13 protein-coding genes are annotated in these 17,622 nt (G+C 51.7%); 4 read left to right on the forward strand and 9 right to left on the reverse strand.

Annotated elements, in window-relative coordinates; all coding sequences use genetic code 11:
- Positions 1-29 precede the first annotated feature (29 nt).
- From rhaA to C2I18_RS29170, 3 genes are read right to left on the reverse strand one after another with little or no spacing between them, the layout of a single operon-like run.
- Positions 30-1,289 carry an L-rhamnose isomerase gene (gene rhaA, locus C2I18_RS29160; RefSeq protein ID WP_249899176.1) on the reverse strand — a complete coding sequence of 420 codons (1,260 nt, stop codon included), beginning with the start codon at positions 1,287-1,289 and terminating at the stop codon, positions 30-32.
- A 52-nt stretch (positions 1,290-1,341) separates the two neighbouring features.
- The gene (gene rhaB, locus C2I18_RS29165; RefSeq protein ID WP_249899177.1) at positions 1,342-2,811 is read right to left on the reverse strand and encodes a rhamnulokinase; all 1,470 of its coding nucleotides are present in this window, start codon (positions 2,809-2,811) and stop codon (positions 1,342-1,344) included.
- 27 nt (positions 2,812-2,838) lie between these two features.
- Positions 2,839-3,990 (reverse strand): iron-containing alcohol dehydrogenase, encoded by a 1,152-nt coding sequence (locus C2I18_RS29170; RefSeq protein WP_249899178.1) that lies wholly within the window; start codon positions 3,988-3,990, stop codon positions 2,839-2,841.
- Positions 3,991-4,369: 379 nt separating this feature from the next.
- Here C2I18_RS29170 and C2I18_RS29175 point away from each other — a divergent pair, with 379 nt between their 5' ends.
- Positions 4,370-5,125, forward strand: a complete 756-nt coding sequence (locus C2I18_RS29175; RefSeq protein ID WP_249899179.1) for a DeoR/GlpR family DNA-binding transcription regulator — start codon at positions 4,370-4,372, stop codon at positions 5,123-5,125.
- A 489-nt stretch (positions 5,126-5,614) separates the two neighbouring features.
- Here the strand turns inward: C2I18_RS29175 and C2I18_RS29180 are convergent, their stop codons facing one another.
- From C2I18_RS29180 to zwf, 3 genes are all read right to left on the reverse strand, one after another.
- Entirely contained in the window at positions 5,615-6,886 is a 1,272-nt protein-coding gene (locus C2I18_RS29180; RefSeq protein WP_249899180.1) for an L-cysteine desulfidase family protein, read from the reverse strand.
- Between the two features lie 190 nt (positions 6,887-7,076).
- Positions 7,077-7,970: a phosphogluconate dehydrogenase (NAD(+)-dependent, decarboxylating) gene (gene gnd / locus C2I18_RS29185; RefSeq protein ID WP_249899181.1), complete on the reverse strand. Its 894-nt coding sequence runs from the start codon at positions 7,968-7,970 to the stop codon at positions 7,077-7,079.
- A 45-nt stretch (positions 7,971-8,015) separates the two neighbouring features.
- Complete coding sequence (zwf, locus tag C2I18_RS29190) at positions 8,016-9,539, reverse strand: glucose-6-phosphate dehydrogenase (RefSeq protein ID WP_249899182.1); 1,524 nt, start codon at positions 9,537-9,539, stop codon at positions 8,016-8,018.
- Between the two features lie 200 nt (positions 9,540-9,739).
- Here zwf and C2I18_RS29195 point away from each other — a divergent pair, with 200 nt between their 5' ends.
- Positions 9,740-10,054, forward strand: a complete 315-nt coding sequence (locus tag C2I18_RS29195) for a winged helix-turn-helix transcriptional regulator (RefSeq protein ID WP_249899183.1) — start codon at positions 9,740-9,742, stop codon at positions 10,052-10,054.
- Positions 10,055-10,142: 88 nt separating this feature from the next.
- Here C2I18_RS29195 and C2I18_RS29200 read toward each other — a convergent pair whose 3' ends face one another.
- Positions 10,143-10,778, reverse strand: a complete 636-nt coding sequence (locus C2I18_RS29200; protein WP_249899184.1) for a class I SAM-dependent methyltransferase — start codon at positions 10,776-10,778, stop codon at positions 10,143-10,145.
- Between the two features lie 97 nt (positions 10,779-10,875).
- Here C2I18_RS29200 and C2I18_RS29205 point away from each other — a divergent pair, with 97 nt between their 5' ends.
- Positions 10,876-11,379 carry a GNAT family N-acetyltransferase gene (locus tag C2I18_RS29205; protein WP_249899185.1) on the forward strand — a complete coding sequence of 168 codons (504 nt, stop codon included), beginning with the start codon at positions 10,876-10,878 and terminating at the stop codon, positions 11,377-11,379.
- Between the two features lie 76 nt (positions 11,380-11,455).
- On the opposite strand, the gene C2I18_RS29210 is transcribed toward C2I18_RS29205, so the two are convergent.
- Positions 11,456-13,567 (reverse strand): glycoside hydrolase family 52 protein, encoded by a 2,112-nt coding sequence (locus tag C2I18_RS29210; RefSeq protein ID WP_249902292.1) that lies wholly within the window; start codon positions 13,565-13,567, stop codon positions 11,456-11,458.
- 175 nt (positions 13,568-13,742) lie between these two features.
- Here C2I18_RS29210 and C2I18_RS29215 point away from each other — a divergent pair, with 175 nt between their 5' ends.
- The gene (locus C2I18_RS29215) at positions 13,743-14,666 is read left to right on the forward strand and encodes an AraC family transcriptional regulator (protein WP_249899186.1); all 924 of its coding nucleotides are present in this window, start codon (positions 13,743-13,745) and stop codon (positions 14,664-14,666) included.
- Between the two features lie 88 nt (positions 14,667-14,754).
- Here C2I18_RS29215 and C2I18_RS29220 read toward each other — a convergent pair whose 3' ends face one another.
- Positions 14,755-17,487, reverse strand: a complete 2,733-nt coding sequence (locus tag C2I18_RS29220; protein WP_249899187.1) for a discoidin domain-containing protein — start codon at positions 17,485-17,487, stop codon at positions 14,755-14,757.
- Between the last annotated feature and the right edge of the window lie 135 nt (positions 17,488-17,622).

Raw genomic sequence — 17,622 nt, forward strand, 5'->3', positions numbered from 1 at the left:
TTCTCTCCTTTATTATGCGCTCTGATCGTTTATGCTCTTGCAGATAATACTTCGCGCTCATAGCTTTTCACTTCAGCCAGCCATTGTTCACGTACCGGGGTATTCTGTGTAGCACAATAGTAATCCCAGACTGCACCGAACGGGTAGGATTTGAACTCTTCCACCAGTGCCAGACGGGAAGTGTAATCACCTTCCAGCTCCACCTTCTTGAGCTCGTCAATCGGCTCCAGCATCGCGCGCAGCAGCGCCTTGATGGTGTTGCGTGTTCCGATTACCCATGCAGCAACATGATTGATGCTTCCGTCGAAGAAATCCAGTCCGATGTTCGTACGCGGCAGCAGATCTCCGCGGACCAGCTCACGGGCGATCTCCAGCAGCTCGTCATCCATGGTTACGACGTGGTCACTGTCCCAGCGGACCGGCCTGCTGACATGAAGCAGCAGCTGCTCGCTGAACATCAGGATCGAAGACAGCTTGTTCGAGATCACTTCGGTCGGATGGAAATGTCCGGCATCCAGGCAGATCGCTTTGCCGCGTGTTAAGCCGTAGCCCATGTAGAATTCATGCGAACCCACAACATAGCTTTCCGATCCGATACCGAACAGCTTGCTTTCCACTGCATCAATGTTATACTGCGGATCAATTTCTTCGCTGAATACTTCATCCAGCGCATCCCGGAGGCGCGCACGCGGAGCCAAACGGTCAACTGGCGTATCCTTGTATCCGTCCGGCACCCAGAAGTTGGTCACACACGGCTGTCCCAGCTCGCGGCCGAAGGATTCGGCGATTTTGCGGGAGGCTTTGCAGTGCTTGATCCAGAAGCTGCGGATTTCTTCGTCCGCATGGCTCAAGGTGAAGCCGTCGGCGGCTTTGGGGTGGGAGAAGCAGGTCGGGTTGAAATCCAGCCCCAGCCCCTGTTCCTTGGCCCAGTCTACCCAGTTCGCAAAGTGACGCGGCTCCAGCTCATCCAGATCGACCTGCTCATCCGTGTCAGCATAGATTGCATGCAGATTGACTTTGTGTTTGCCGGGAATCAGCGACAACGCTTTTTCCAGGTCCTGGCGCAGTTCATCCGGTGTACCGGCACGTCCCGGGTAACTTCCTGTTACGGCAATCCCCCCGCTCAGCTCTTTGTCTTTGAACAAAAAGCCCTGAACATCGTCCCCCTGCCAGCAGTGCAGGGAAATTTTGATTTGCGCCAGCTTCTTCAGCACTTCGTCCACATTGATGCCGTGTGCTTCATACAGTTTCTTGGCTTCGTTATAGCTGTTAATGATGTTCTGGTCCATGATGTAACCTCCTAAAAGTTGTGTATGCATAAGTTCAATAACTTATATAAATTCACTCGCTGACTGCCGCAGCAGCATGAAGCCTGTTCCAGCGTGCCAGCAGCTCTTCCAACTGCGGCACCGGACGCGGCAAGTACGATTTAATTTCGAAGGATGTGCCAATGAGTTCTCTGGCTTCATGAATATCCGCCACTTCACGGCTGTGGATCAGCTGGACGGCAATATTGCCGAGTGCCGTCGCTTCCGTAGGTCCGGCAAGCACTTCCCGCTGAATGATGTCTGCCGTAAGCTGGCAGAGCAGTGCATTATTGGCGCCCCCGCCGACGATCTGCAGGACCTCTGCCGCGTTCCCAGTAAGCTGCTCCAGCTCTTCAAGCTCACTGCGGTAATTCAGCGCCAGGCTGTCAAAGATACAGCGGGCAATCTCACCGGGTGATGCCGGCACAGGCTGGCCGCTCTCCCTGCAGGCCGCCCGGATCTCTTCAATCATATGATCCGGATTCAGAAAACGCGGGTGATTACAGGGAATCAGGCTGCGGAAACCTTCCGCTTCCCCTGCCATTTCCGCCAGCTCGGCGAAGCTGTACCGCCCGCCGTCCAGTCGGCGGACCTCCTGGATCAGCCATAGGCCCATAATATTCTTGAGGAACCGGTAAGTGCCGTAGGCGCCCCATTCATTGGTATAATTGGCTTCCATGGCTCTGCGGTCATTAATCGGCCGGTCAAGCTCTGCGCCCAGCAGCGACCATGTTCCGCTGCTGATGTAGGCGGAGCTGCGTCCCTTCTCCACAGGAACACCGAGTACAGCAGAAGCAGTATCATGTGTTGCCGCGCAGATCAGCTCACATTCCGGAAGATTGTACTTCTGTACAAGCGGTTCACTGATCATGCCAAGCGACTGCCCCGGTTCAGTCAGGGCTGCGAACTGTTCTCTCTTCAGCTGAAGAAGTTGTAGCAGGTCTTCATCAAATTCACGGCTGTCGAGATTGAGCAGCTGCATTGTAGACGCATTGGTAACCTCGTTAATCATAACGCCGCTTAATCTGTAGTAGAGATAATCGGGCACCATCAGAATTTTGTCAGCACGGGCAAGCTCTGAAGAATCATGGGCATACAGCTGGTATAACGTATTAAAGGTAAGCTGTTGAATGCCTGTCTTGGCGTACACGTCTTCAGGAGAAATCCGTTTGGCCACTTCTTCCATCATCCCGTCTGTTCTCCGGTCACGGTAAGCATACACCTCCTGGATGCGCTGCCCCGCGTCATCCAGGAGCACATAATCTACCGCCCAGGTATCGATCCCGAGTGTGCAGGAGGTTATACCGGCGGCTTTGGCCTTTTGCAGGCCTGTTATAATTTCATCAAATAAATAGTCAACATCCCAGAAGCAGCTGCCGTCACGTTCGGCGAAGGCATTGCTGAAGCGGTGAATCTCTTCAAGCAGGAGAGTCCCCTGCTGTATTCTTCCGAGTACCAGCCGCCCGCTGGAGGCACCGATATCCACGGCAATATGATTGTTCATAGGGAATCTCCTTATATACAGGTTGTTCTAGAGAATCTTGCGGAACAAGGCAATAACTTCTTCCTTGGTCGGAATGAACGGATTACCCGGAGCGCAGGCATCCTTCATGGCATTTTCGGCAAGCAGGTCAAGATCCACTTCATTAACGCCAAGCTCGGATAATTTGGCCGGAATGCCAACTTCCTTGGACAAGGCTTTGATGGATTCAATAACAAAATCTGCGCATTCCTTGTCGCTTTTGCCGTCCACTTGCAGACCGATTGCTTTGGCAATGCTTCTGAATTTCTCCGGAACATATTTCGCATTCTCTTCCTCCACATAAGGGAGCAGCATCGCATTGCAGACGCCGTGCGGCAGATCGTACACACCGCCAAGCTGATGCGCCATCGCATGTACATAACCGAGTCCGGCATTGTTAAAGGCGAGACCCCCGAGGAAGATCGCGTAGACCATTTGTTCACGTGCTTCAATATCATGACCGTTCTTCACGGTGCGGGCCAGATTGGCAAAAATCAGCTCCACTGCAGCCAGTGCAGTCGCATCCGTCACCGGATAAGCCCCTGGTGTTACCAGCGCTTCAATCGCATGGGTCAGTGCGTCCATTCCGGTCGCCGCGGTCAAATCAGCCGGCTTGTCGACCATAAGTTCAGGGTCATTCACGGAGATGGCGGCAATGCTGTTCTTGTCGACCATGACCATCTTGACTTTGCGTTCCTCATCCGTAATTACATAGTTAATGGTAACTTCACTTGAGGTTCCTGCAGTGGTGTTGACCGCAACAATCGGCAGCGATTTGTGCTTGGATTTGTGGACACCTTCGTAATCGGCAATATGGCCTCCGTTAGTGGCAACGATACCGATGGCCTTGGCCGTATCCTGCGGTGAACCTCCGCCGATGGAAATCAGTGAATCACAACCGTTCGCCTGCAGAAAATCTACGCCGTCATGCACATTTTTACAAGTCGGGTTCGGTTTAACTTCATCATATACTGCATACTCAATTCCCGCTTCATCCAATACAGCGAGCAGCTTGCCGGCAATACCGCTCTTCATCAGAAACTTGTCGGTAACCACCAGCGGCTTCTTCAGGTTCAGCTCCTGAATGTAAGGGCCGATTTCCTTCAGACAGCCTTTTCCCATAATGTTGATAGATGGAACATAATAGACATGAGTACTCATTGATTGACCAGCCTCCCGGGCATTTTAAAAAATGGACTTGCTTCACTTGTACTTCATTGCTCGCCTCTGTAAGCTCAGTTCAATCCTGCTGCGGTACCTCAGGCTGGCCTCTGAGTATATCGCAGCTGACCGGCTCCGGTACTCCTCTAAAAAGCATACGCTTTCAAAGGGGAATCAACATCCTCATCGTATCCCCAATAATCTTTGTTGTCAACAAATAAAATATAAATAGTGTTGTTTTTATTTGTTTAATGTTTGTTTCACGCAGGTTTTCACCCTTGAAATGAATAAAACCATGTGGTTTTTCTCTATTTTTGTTGCACAACACAGATCTTTAGGTCTATATTATAGGCTATAAGCCCACGGAAAGGTGATTACAATGCTGGCAGCCGAAAGACGCAAAAGAATTATAGATCTCGTCCATCAGGATAAACGGGTGCTGGTCTCCGACTTAAGCCGGATGTTCGAAGTGACGGAAGAAACGATCCGCAGGGATCTGGAGAAGCTGGAGAAGGACGGCATCCTGAGCCGCACTTACGGGGGAGCGATGCTGAACAGGCATACTAACGAAGATCTTCCCTTTGTAACCCGGAATGCCCTGAATACCGATATCAAACGCAACATTGCCCTGAAAACGCTGGATCTTGTGAACGATGGAGACACGCTGATGGTGGACCCCAGTTCTACTGCTTTTGAATTTCTGAAGCTTCTCGGGAATAAAAATAATCTGACGGTGATTACGAACTCCATCAATATTTTGCATGAGTTTGCAAGCTCGGGGCTAAACATCATTTCCTCAGGAGGTTCGCTGCGCCACCGTTCGCTCTCACTCGTCGGGCCGGTCGCCCATGATACAATTCAGCGTTATAATGTGGATACTGCCGTGATCAGCTGCAAGGGGATTGATATGGAACGGGGAATTACCGATTCCAACGAACCGGAATGTGAGCTAAAAAAACATATGCTCCGCCAGGCTGAAAAAGTGGTGCTGCTCGCCGATCATACCAAATTTGACAAAACGGCCTTCACCAAGCTGGTGGAACTAAACAGAATTGATGTGCTGATTACCGACCGCAAGCCGGCGGATGCCTGGCTCAAGCGGCTGGACGAGGCGAATGTAGAGGTTATTTATTAATTGTACAAATTGGGCCGAATAGACAGCGGAATGGGATTGTAAAGTCTGCATTTAAAGGCGCATAGACAGCGAACAGAGCAGTGATTCTCTTTAAGGGAGTTCACTGCTCTGTTTATTTTCTGCAAATCAAAGGAATTGGCGCCTTGCATCCAGGTCATCTGCTCTTCCAAGCCAGAAGCTGAGGTACCTTTACCTCTCATTTCGAGCATTTGGCTATTTGAGCCGAAATCAAAGGTACTTTTACCTCTCATTTCGAGCATTTGGCCATTTGAGCCGAAATCAAAGGTACTTTTACCCCTCATTTCGAGCATTTGGCCATTTGAGCCGAAATTAAAGGTGTTTCTGCCTCTGCTATTTTCTACACAGAGTAAAAAAGCACAATGTATGCGTAAATCCGAACACATTCTGCCACCCCGAGGGTATCCGAACCAATGTATGCGAAAAACCGACCACATTCCCCCACCTCGAGGGTAAACACTTCCTACTCTCCTATATCCCCGTCCCCTTAGACAGCATAATATTAAGGATGGTTGTATCGGTAGCGGCAAGCCCCTCCTGAACCAGGCGCTCCATGTTCTGGATGGTCTCCTCCACCTCCTCAAAAATCACGCCGTCATTAACAGTAGGAGAAATATTATTCATGGCCAGCGTAGCGGCCTGGATGGCGGCATTGGTAGCTGTAGATATCTTTAAGGCACAGGTGGATTTGGCGCCGTCGCAAATCATTCCCGACAGGGAGGCTATTGTATTCTGGATACCATGTTTAATCTGATCCAGGCTGCCGCCCATTAAATAAATAATTCCGCTGTTCGCCCCGACTCCGCCGGCAATCCCCGACCCGCATAGCGGTGACAGGCGCCCGATATAATGCTTGATATGGACGGTAATCAGGTTGCTAAGAGCCAGCGCCCGGGCCAGCTGTTCCTCATTCTTGCCCATGAGTTCGGCAAGTGCTATTACCGGCAGGGTGCAGGCGATCCCCTGGTTGCCGCTGCCCGCCGTCGTCATTACCGGCATTGCACTGCCATCCATCCGCGCGTCAGAAGCAGCTGCCGTTGCGGCGATGACTTTATTGGCCACGTCGCCTCCAAACAGGTTCACAGCTGATTGCTGGCTCATCTTTTTGCCGACCTGCAGCCCGTAATCACCACGCAAGCCCTCGTCAGAGATCGCCTTATTCATCACGGCACCATCCAGCAGGAAACGAAGACTATTGTAATCAACAGACTGCACAAAATCGAAAATCCCGTCCAGTGACACCGCATATGCTTCAGGTCCGGACTCTTCAGATTCTCCGCAATTCACCGTCCCCTGCGGCAGTTCCAGCTGAACTCCATCCTTGGCCAAGGAGGCAACCTGGGTATGTTCTTTGGCAATAATTGCGGCAGCTGTGTGATTCTTTCCCCGTACGATGGCTTCAATGTACAGCTTCTCCGGCGTTTCTTTCAGTTCAACCTCAAGCAGCTTCCGCTCGATCATCGAGTTCGCCTGCGCGAGCTCTTCCGGGGACATCCCGGACAGGATTTCCAGCTTCTTATATGAACGCTGAATGACGGCCCCCAGCGCAGCCGCAATCGGCAGGCCGGTCTGTCCGGTGCCGGGGATGCCTACGCCCATCGCGTTTTTAATAATGTTGCCGCTCAGCAGCAGCTTAATCGATGTGATTTCTTCCTGCACCAGCTCGGCGGCCAGGGAGACCGCATAAGCGACAGCTATCGGTTCCGTGCAGCCCTCGGCAGGTACAACTTCCTTTTTTAACACTTCCAATAAGTTGACCATATTTGAAATCACCATTTCCTCTAGTTGTCGGAGTTATCTCTATATAGTACAACAGGGCACCGTTTCGGGGAACCTCCAATCTTATCCGGCTAACGCAAAAAACAGCAGGCTTCACATTCCCCATGCAGAGAATAAAGAAGCCTGCTGTCTTTTTATATAATATAGAAAGAACTTATTTAGTCTCCACAGCATGTCCGCCGAATTCATTACGCAGTGCAGCAACGACCTTACCTGTAAAGGTATCGGTTTCCAGCGACCGGTAGCGCATCAGCAGGGCCATGGCAATAACCGGAGTGGCAGCCTGCAGGTCAAACGCCGTTTCCAGTGTCCACTTGCCCTCACCCGAGGAGTGCATTATCCCTTTGATCTCATCCAGCTTGGCATCCTTGGAAAAGGCGCGCTCCACCAGCTCCATCAGCCATGAACGGATTACGGAACCGTTATTCCATACGCGGGCTACTTCTTCAAAGTTGAAGTCATATCCGCTTTTCTCCAGTACCTCGAAGCCCTCCCCGATCGCGGCCATCATGCCGTACTCAATCCCGTTATGGACCATTTTCAGAAAATGTCCGCTGCCGGATTTCCCTGCATACAAGTATCCGTTCTCCACTGAAGTATCGCGGAACAGCGGCTCGGCAACCGCCCAGGCCTCTTCGTCCCCGCCGATCATATAACAGGCTCCGTTGCGTGCGCCTTCCATACCTCCGGAGGTTCCTGCATCCAGGAAGTAAATCCCCTCTTTGCTCAGCTCATCATGGCGGCGGACAGATTCCTTGTAGTGGGAATTGCCTGCTTCAATAATGATATCTCCCTTGGACAGCAGCGGTGTAAGCTCGGCAATGACGGAATCCACGAACTGATGCGGAACCATAATCCAGGCAATCCGCGGAGACTCCAGCTTATTTACCAGTTCAGCAAGACTTGCCGCACCGGCTGCTCCCTTGGCCCCCAGCTCTTCCACTGCAGCTGCATTTACGTCATACGCTACGATCTCATGTCCATGCTCCAGCAGGTTCTGGCCCAGGTTAAAGCCCATTTTACCCAATCCGATTAATCCGACTTTCATTGGTAATCCCTCCATTATTCCTTATTTATTCTTCATTAAAAATAGTTAAGCGCCGGGCCGGATGGCCTCTGGAGTAGTCTCATCAGCTTCCTCTGTGTCCGCCTGTTCATCCAGCCACCAGTGGTCTTCACCCAGCAGATCGTCCGCTGCGGCGGGTCCATAGGAACCGGAAGCATAAGTATGAAGCGGGAGTGTGCCTTCTTCTGTCGCTTCGATAATAGGCTGAACCCACTGCCAGGACAGTTCCACTTCATCCCAGTGGGCAAAGAAGGTGGCATCCCCGAGCATAGCATCGTAAATCAAATTCTCGTAAGCTTCCGGCTTGTCCGGATTGCCCGAGTCATGCTTAATGCTGACTGGCTCAAGTTCTCCGTGCTGGCGCGGATTTTTGGTGTTAAGCTGCAGGGAAATCCCTTCCCCCGGACCGATTTCAATGACCAGAAGATTCGGATCCAGATTCAGCTTTCCTCTGTTCTTGTTATGGAAATCATTAAACGGTTCTTTGAACTCTATAACGATACGCGTTGATTTCTCTTTCATCCGTTTGCCTGTACGGATATAGAACGGCACATCTTCCCACATCGGATCATCGATTAAGAGACGTGCAGCGATATAAGTTTCATTTTGCGATGAAGCCTCTATACCCGGTTCGTCAATGTAAGCTCGTGCCGGAGCGCCTTTGATCTCACCAGCAGCATATTGTCCGCGGACGACATGCTGTGCCACCTCTTCCTTCAGCAGAGGACGCACCGAGGAGATCACATGGCGTTTCTTGCTGCGCACATCTTCAGGTGTACTTCCCTTCGGAAGCTGCATAGCCATCATCATGAGCAGCTGCAGCATATGATTCTGGAACATATCGCGCAGTGCGCCTGACTTGTCATAATAACCGGCACGTTCCTCCACGCCTACTGTTTCAGCGGCAGTAATCTGCACGTTGGCGATATAACGGTTTTGCCACAACGCTCTCAGCACCGGGTTGGAATACTTCAGCACTTCCAGATTCTGTACCATCGGTTTGCCCAGGAAGTGGTCGATCCGGAAAATCTCTTCTTCCTTAAAAGCGGCACTAAGGCTGTCATTGAGCTCCCGCGCCGACTGCAGATCCCGTCCGAACGGTTTTTCAATAATCAGGCGTTTCCAGCCCTTGGTGTCACCAAGCCCGCTTGCATTAATATTGCCGGCAATCTGACCAAAAAATTCAGGGCCGACCGATAAATAGAACATCCGGTTCTCCGGAATGCCCAGCTGCTCCTCACGTGTGCGCACATGCGCCAGCAGCTTCACGTAATCCTCCTCATGGCCGACATCAAGCATGCTATATTCAAAAGACAGCAGAAAGTTCTGCAGCTCAGCCGAATCTGCTACAGGCCGGCGGGAAAAGGTACGCAGCGAGTCCAGCACCTGGGACTGGAACTTTTCGTTCGTAATCTCTCTTCTTCCGAGACCAATGACGGAGAGAGGACCGGAAAGCTTGCCATCTGCAAACAGGTTATATAAAGCGGGGTAAATCTTGCGTTTCGCCAAGTCCCCGGTAGCTCCAAAGAGCACAAATGTTGATGATTCCACTTTCATTCCTCCCGTAATTATCTATTCTTTATGAGGTTACTTAAAATTACCCGCAAACTTTTACATAACAAATCATACGACTGTAAAATCCATTCGTCAACCTCATTTCGACAATTACAAAAAGTTATTATTTTCACGAAGTTTACACTATGTTATAGTAAGGAGGATATTTATAATAACTACGCGGGGATGAGCAGATTATGAACCAGGATGTTAAGCCGCTGCTGGCCAAAGTCGAACATGCCTTTCATATTATCGGAAAAAAGTGGGTGAATCTCATCCTTCATGTGCTGATGGAAGGCCCCAAGCGCTTCAGTGAGCTGCATGCCATCATACCGGACCTCAGTAAACGCATGCTTAATGAGCGGCTGAAGGAGCTTGAAGAATGCGGTCTGCTCAGCCGTGCCGTCATCCCGGAGCGTCCGGTAAGAACTGAATATTCCCTGACCGGCAAAGGCCGTGAGCTTGGAGAAGCACTGGGTCATGTGGAGCAGTGGGCATTGAAGTGGCTGTAAGCCTGACATCAATCAGGATCACCATGAAAATATGCAGCACTATCCAAAGAAGCGGAGCCGGCGGCTCCGCTTCTTCATGTAACAATACTTAGGATGATGCTTCCTGGTCCGGCGGCTGCACCTGCCGCGGACGGGCCCATATGAGATGCACCATATTCAGCCAGTAGCTTTCCACTTTAACCATCTCAAGACCCGACTCTCGGATGAGCTCTAACATATCTCTTGTATAATGACATCCATAGACACGGTGTAATAAAGGATTCAGTGCTTTTTGAAGAGCAGAAACGGCCGGGTTTGAACTGATCCCATGCTCCATAAGCAGGATTTGCCCATTTGGTTTACACCAGCGTTTAACTTTGTTCAGCACCTGCAGCGGATGATCATAACTGCAAAAGGACAGCGTGGAAACAATCGTATCAAATGCATGATCGGGAAAATTCAGCTCTTCAATATCAGCCGTTACAAAGCTGGCCTGAATCCCATGCCGCTGGGCTGACCGTCTCGCTTTTTCGAGCATGGCCCCGCTAAAATCAGCAGCGGTAACTTTTACTCCCGGTGGATAAAAAGGAAAATTTGCACCTGCACCGACAGCGAGCTCAAGCACTTCGCCCTTCGCCTGGCTTACCAGAAGCTGACGCCAGCGATTTTGTTCCGTCCCTTCCTTTCTCCTGTCATACCGGGCTGCCTGCTTATCAAAAATATGTATCTGTTTCTGCTTCTCCACCTGCTCCCCGCCCTTAGTGTTATATTTGCACAGCTTTTCCTTTTATAAGTATAATGAATCCGTGTCTGTTAAGCAGTAAAATTTAGGGGGAGCTCTTATGAACATAAGAAAGTTTCAGGGGTCTGACATACACGACATCGTATCCTTGTTCTACGGGACGGTACATACCATCAACACAAAGGACTATACGCCGGACCAGCTGAATGCTTGGGCACCCCTTCAGGAACAGCAGACCCGGGAAGACCTGTGGCTGGAGTCGCTCAGCAGGAATATTACTTATGTAGCGGAGATCAACGGTGAAACTGCGGGATTTGCCGATATGACAGAAGCGGGCCATATAGACCGGATGTTTACCCATAAGGATTATCAGGGACAGGGCATCGCCTCCGCTCTCCTGCATGTACTTGAATCCGAAGCAGCGCTGCTGGGCCTTGACCTGTTAGATGTGGATGCCAGCCTTACGGCAAAACCTTTTTTTGAACATCACGGCTTCCGTACAGTGACTGAGCAGAACGTGGTCCGCAACGGGATTACTTTAGTCAATTTTAAAATGATCAAGGCATTATCTTCATCAGGCCAAAACACCCTTACAAATAGATAAAAAAGCTGTTCCCCGGAAATCCTATCCCGGAAGAACAGCTTATCGGATGCTGTCCGATGTTACTCAAGACTATAAATTATTGCTCATCCAGCCACAAAATCGCTGTAACGCCGCGCGGATAATACTTGCTGCCGGTAATCTCGCCGGAGATGATCTGATCGCTCCAGCTCCAGATGGACAGCTCCGGATGCGTCAGCCAATCTGCATGGGCCCGGTCAGCGGCATGTCCGCTTTCATCCCACTCCCTGCCAAGAATTTGTCTCGCGATGAACTGGCACAGGTAAATTTTGCTCAGCCAGCTGTTGTTGCTGGTGGAGGAAATTTTCCAGCCTCCGTCTTCGAACAGGCAGACTCCCGGCACCAGCACGGCTTCCAGATGGCGGTCCAGCGCCGCAATATAGTCACCGAACCGTCCGTCCCGCTCCAGCGCGTCCTTGCAGCCGGTGAAATAAGGGAAGACCAGCCCTTCAATCGCCGGAATGATTTTGGAGTCATTCCCCTCCCCGATAACCGCCGGAATATAACCTCCTGCCGTCACGCTGGCCACAATCGTCGCTGCACAGCGCCCTGCTTGTACGCCTGCAGTTTCCGCCAGTTCCGATCTGCCTCTTCCGGCAAAAATCTTCTCCATGGCCACATAAGCCGCCCAGCATTTCCCTGCGAGATAGATATTGTTACGGGCCTGCCCCAGTGAGACATCCAGACTGTCATAGGTTGTAATTTCCGCACCGCCCATCGTACGGGAGCTGTCCAGGCCCATCACGCCATTGCGCTGCTGCGGGTCCGGATGGTCACGGTTCAGCATACTCGTCAGGCAGCTTTCCAGGACAGAGAGATTTCTGTCCATCCAGGATTGATCGCCGGTATGCTCCACATATACCGCTGCGGTAAGCACCCAGTTCACAAGCTGCTCATGGGTCATGTGGGAGAAGCAGCCGTCAATGCCGTACATCTCATATGCAGAATACCCCGGGCGTGATACCGTATTGGCTACCCCCATGTCATGGGTGAAGCTGATGCCTCCCGGATATTCGGTCTTGTCGCCGGGGAAACGTACAGTATCCTCATAGCTGAACCTGTCGACAAACATGTCCAGTTCATTGCGCACGGTCCAGGAATTCATCCGCAGTTCGTAGAACAGCTGGTCGACTGTAAGGTCGAAGGTGTTCATGATCCGGTATTCTCCCTCGTTCACGATCCAGAAAGGCTTGCCCTGGTAGTCCAGCAGCTGGGTTGAACCGTAATAGCTGCGGATGGCATGCGCGAGCATAAATGTCTGGTCAGCACTGAGGCTTTTGTCCGAAATCATAACGTTAGCCTGCTCCGCCTGTTCCTTGAGAACCTCGAAATTGGACAGGGCATATTCCGCCACAGACTCAATATTGCTGAAGTAACGGTTGTAGTAGTAAGAAGCATCAATCCCTGCGGTGACATATCCGGAGCGGTGGAAGCTGACCGTAAAGCGGTAAGTTTCCTTCACACCCGGAGGAACATCCATCACCAGCGCCCCTACCCGGCCGAGGCCAAAGGTCCAATTCTCTTCCAGTTCGGCCTGAAGAATGTCCTCGATCTTGAAATGCATCGCAGATCTCATTCTGCCCGGTTCCCCTGCTATGGCTACAAAGCGCCCCTGGCCGACGCCAGTGAGCTCGGCAGAGCTGTCATCCAGCCTGCGCATGGCGCTGTACGGATCATTGCCTTCAAAGCCGAAGAATGCCCGCCGTACGGCTTCTCCTGCAGTATTGTCCACGGTCAGCTCCACCAGCAGCGCCGGAAGCAGAGCTTTCTTCAATTCACCGTCAGAAGCCGTCTCCGGGTCCGGTACGGGCTGAACGGGCGAGTAAATCTTGAAATTCAAATCTCCGGCCGACCAGCTGTCTGTAGCCAAAGCGAATTCCCGGACGATCTCGCTGTCTGCAAAAGGGTACAAAATGTGCGGCTTCTCCTGCTTCGGATCGGGATTCTCAATGTCATAGCGTTTGCTCTCATCATTTCCCGCCTGTGTATGGAACGGCAGGGTGTCGTATCCGGTGCCGTCTTTACGCTGCAGTCCAATGAATATATTTTGTCTCGGCGGCCTGGCGGCTTCCAGATCAAATCCGCCCCCCGCCCCCTTAAATCCGAGTGTAAAGCTGGCAAAAGCGCCAATCGGCGAGTGATGTGCGTTATAAAAAATATTGTGAGGCATATCCAAAAACACTCCTTCCAGGCTGATTCCCGGCATCCGCCGGCCCATAGTTCTATGTTAGCTTTGCACCGGCAGCGGCAACAGGCCCAAAGCCGACAATTATTTGGGCAAATCAATTCCCGGAGACAGGCTGTGCTATAATGAAGACAAATTCTACCTGTAAAAGAGGATGGCAATGAAGTCATATGAACCCGGTATACTGCATTCCCTTGACGGCCGGATGTCCCCGGATATCCAGGCGGCTTTTCATATTTTTGCTGCCCACTGGAGGAAGGTTTCGGCAGCTTGGCAGTATCCTGGACATACACACCCGATGTTTGAGATTAACATTGTTCTGCAGGGCCGCCAGCAGATGATTGTCGGCGGCAGGCCTTTTATGCAGGAAAGCGGCGATATCCTATTTATCCGCCCCGGGGTGCAGCATTCCAGCCTTGGTGCCGAACCCGGCAGCGAGCTGACTTATTATTGTCTGCATTTTGATATCGACGACCTGACGCTGCGGCGCGCCCTGATGACGATGGATGTGGTCTGCCTAAGCGGTGACACCGTTGAGCTGCGCGCAATCCGCTCGGCACTGGACCATTTCATCAGCTCAACGATTCTGTCTGAAGCCAGCGATGCACAGCTGAACCGGCTGATTACCCTGAATGCCTCCCTGCAGCTGTTCACTGCACTTAGCGGCTGGGTACTGGCAGAAACGGCGGCAGTATCCAAGGGCGCGCTTCCTGGCGTGTCGGATAACACCATCGCTTTGGCCAACGCCATAGAGGGACTCCTGCAGGAATCCGTCTTTACCGCTGCGGATACGGGCAGCAGGGGCGGCGGGATTGAAGGCATCGCCGCACAGCTGGGTTACAGCCCTAATCACTGCAACCGTGCTTTCCAGCAAATATACGGGATGTCGCCAAGACAATACTTGTCGGATCTTATCATCCGCCACGCCAAGCTGCTGCTGCTGGACAACAGCCTTACCGTTGAGATGATTGCCCACCGGCTCGGGTACCGTGATGTCTCGCATTTCAGCAAGCAGTTCAAGCGCTGGACCGGCCTGCCTCCCATGGGCTACCGCCGGCTTACGGAAGAGCCGGCGGAATCATAGCGATAAATAAGTACCCGCATATGCACAAAACAAGGCTGCTCCAAACTGCCAGTTATGGCTTTTGGAGCAGCCTCTTGTGACTAACCGGCTACCAGTTGTTTCCCGTCCCCGAAACGGTAAAGCCCGTAGAAGCATTCAGGAATTTGCCGGACGGTGCTCCTGTAACGGTATTGCCGTTAAACACCGCACTGCCTGCTGCCGAACCTCTAATGTGCACACCATAGGTTCCGCTGTTCACGATGTTGTTGGAACCGAAGGTCATCGCCACGCCAGGCGACGGCTCTTCAATAAAGATCCCGGAATATGTGCTGTCCTGAATCAGATTGCCGGACACCGTCACCGCCAGATTCTGGGCCTTGCCGCTATTGTTCAGCCAATAGGCCCAAATGGCACCGATCTGATAGCCGTAATCACGGTGGGCGGATCCGGTGCGCAGCAGCTTGTTATTCTCAATGGTCAAGGTTCCGGTCATTGAGGGCGGGCTGAAATTGGTGCCGAAGGAAATCCCGCCGCCTGTCCGCACCGTATCTGTTAGCAGATTGCCAATGATTTTATTGTTCCTGCCGCCATAAACAGCGATGTTGTTCGCCAGGGTAGGAAGCTGTACGGTATTATAGCTGAACGTATTATTGGTATTCAGGTAGGTGTCTGACCACATGGCCATCCCGTCATCACCGCTGTTCCGGACAGAGTTATTAGTCACGGTGGAATTGGATGTGCCCCTATGGAGGTTGAGGCCGTCCGCCCAGACATTCCGGACTCTGGAATTGGATACTGTGACACCGTTTGTTTCATTGGTGAACCAGAAGCCTACTTTGCCGTGCTCGATCCAGAGATTGTTCATGATTGAATTCGTGCCGTTGCCTTCCACCGCAGTTACACCGTTATAATCATCCCGGATGATGTCATTGGCACTGATTTTGAAGTCAGACAGCGTAACATTTCCGCCTCTGAGATAGAAGCCCGCATAATTTCCGGACAGGGTGGAATGCCAGATACCGGCCCCTTTTACAGATACGCCGCTGTCCAGATACAGCCTTGTTCCGCTGCCGTCATATCCCGCACCTCTGCTGCCGTTGTTCAAATGGAAGGTTCCGGCCGGAATCCATATCCCTTTGTATACACCTCCGGAGAATTTGACTTCATTGATCGCGTTGTTAAACGCTGTGGTGTCATCTGCCCCATCGTTCTCCACCGCGCCATAGGCAGTAACCGATACGTAATTGGCCGGCTTGGTTAAGGCTGCAGGCACGTCTTCCGTTTCCAGCAAATCCACTGCAACGTAGGATGCCGAGCTGAAATTCAGATTAGAGGCATTCCGCTGCAGCCTGATGACCGTTCCGGCCGGATAGGTCTTATCCAGCAGAACAGAGACTTCGTCATACATATGAGCCGGTGTGGCGGATGCTGCGTTCGGATTATTTGACCAGCGGATTTCTCCGCCCTCCGTCCCCCATTCGCCGTAATTCCAGCTGTATTTGGAAGTTAAGTTAACATCTTTATACAGCGTTCCGCCCACATACATGCTGATCGCCGCATCAATCCCCGTTCCGGCCGCATTATCGGGAATGGCGTACCGGATGGTGACTCCCTTTGCCGGCTTGGAAAGTGTAATCTGCACGTATTGCCCCGCTGAGGTCAGCCTGACCGCTTTTCTCCCCGAAGCTTCAGACGGAAGTTCGCCGGCGGCAGCCGAAGGGCCAATAAGCGTTCCAGTATAAACGGCATCTTCCGCCTCAAAAGTATCATAAGGCATGACTGCACCGTACGTTCCAGCGGACGGAGCTGGTGTAGGGGTCGCGGTCGGCACTGTTGTGGCTGTAGGTACAGGCGTAGTTGTGGCAGTTGGTGCAGGTGTAGGTGCAGCTGTTGGGGAAACAGTTGGTGATGGTGCCGCTGTAGGCGTAACTGTGCCGCTGCCGTACACTTCAAATTCTGCTGCCTGGCCTCCGGTTGCACCGCTGTTGGCTGTGAAGCTCACTTTTACATATCTGGCAGAAGCTGTCCCAAAAGAAACCTGAACCGAATTGCCTGAAACAGGATTAAAAGAATACGTCTGCGAAGGTGCAAGGGTGCTGTATGCCGTGTTGTCCGTGCTGCCCAGGATTGACAGCGTCTGTGTTCTTGTCCCCCAGGAGGCCGGAAGCTTAATTATAACCTTACCAACACTTTGTATACTTCCCAGATCGGCCGTTAATGTGTTGGGATAGCTGTTGGCTGCACCTTCATAATAAGTTGATACATTACCGTCAACGGCATTTGCCGCAGGAAAACCGGAGACGGAACTGCTTGCAGTCAAAGGTTTGTTCAAAGCCAGATTGGTCCCCGGTGATATATCCAGCGTCAGTTTGTCCAAATTTACGTTACCGCTGTCCGTCGTATCAAATTTATAAAGTAGAATGTTGCTGCCGGAGTTCAATGTTACGGTCTCAACTGCTGTAGCCCAGGTATTCCAGTCCGATGTTGCGGCAAGCGAAATTTGTTTCAGCTTCACTCCGTTAATGTACAGGCTTAAAGTCTTCGCGGACCCGGTGCCGTTGGCATACCTTAGCGCTGCCGTGTAGCTGCCGGATGAGGAAACGCGTACATTGAAACCAGCAGCAGCATTCCCTTTGTTGCTGTCTGTAAATCCTCCTGCGAAGCCGCTCCCGCTGTAGCCGGTATGGTCTGAAGCTGCTGCTGCCCCGCCTGTTAATACTGCTGACTCCGCTTCATAGCTTTGTGCTGCTGCGACGACTTCTGTACCGCCCGGAAACTGCATGACTGTAAGTGCCAGTACCAGCAATACAACCAAAAGCCTGGATCTTTTCATGTTAAACATACATTCCCTCCATTGTGCAAAATTGTGGAAGCATTTATATCATAAAAGTTTTTTTGGCCGATATCCGGACCTTTTGACAGTGCTATCCGGACATTCCCGCTACTGTTAAGGAAGTGAGGTAATTAACTTCACACT

The organism is Paenibacillus sp. PK3_47 (genome assembly GCF_023520895.1).
Classification (GTDB): domain Bacteria; phylum Bacillota; class Bacilli; order Paenibacillales; family Paenibacillaceae; genus Paenibacillus_AQ.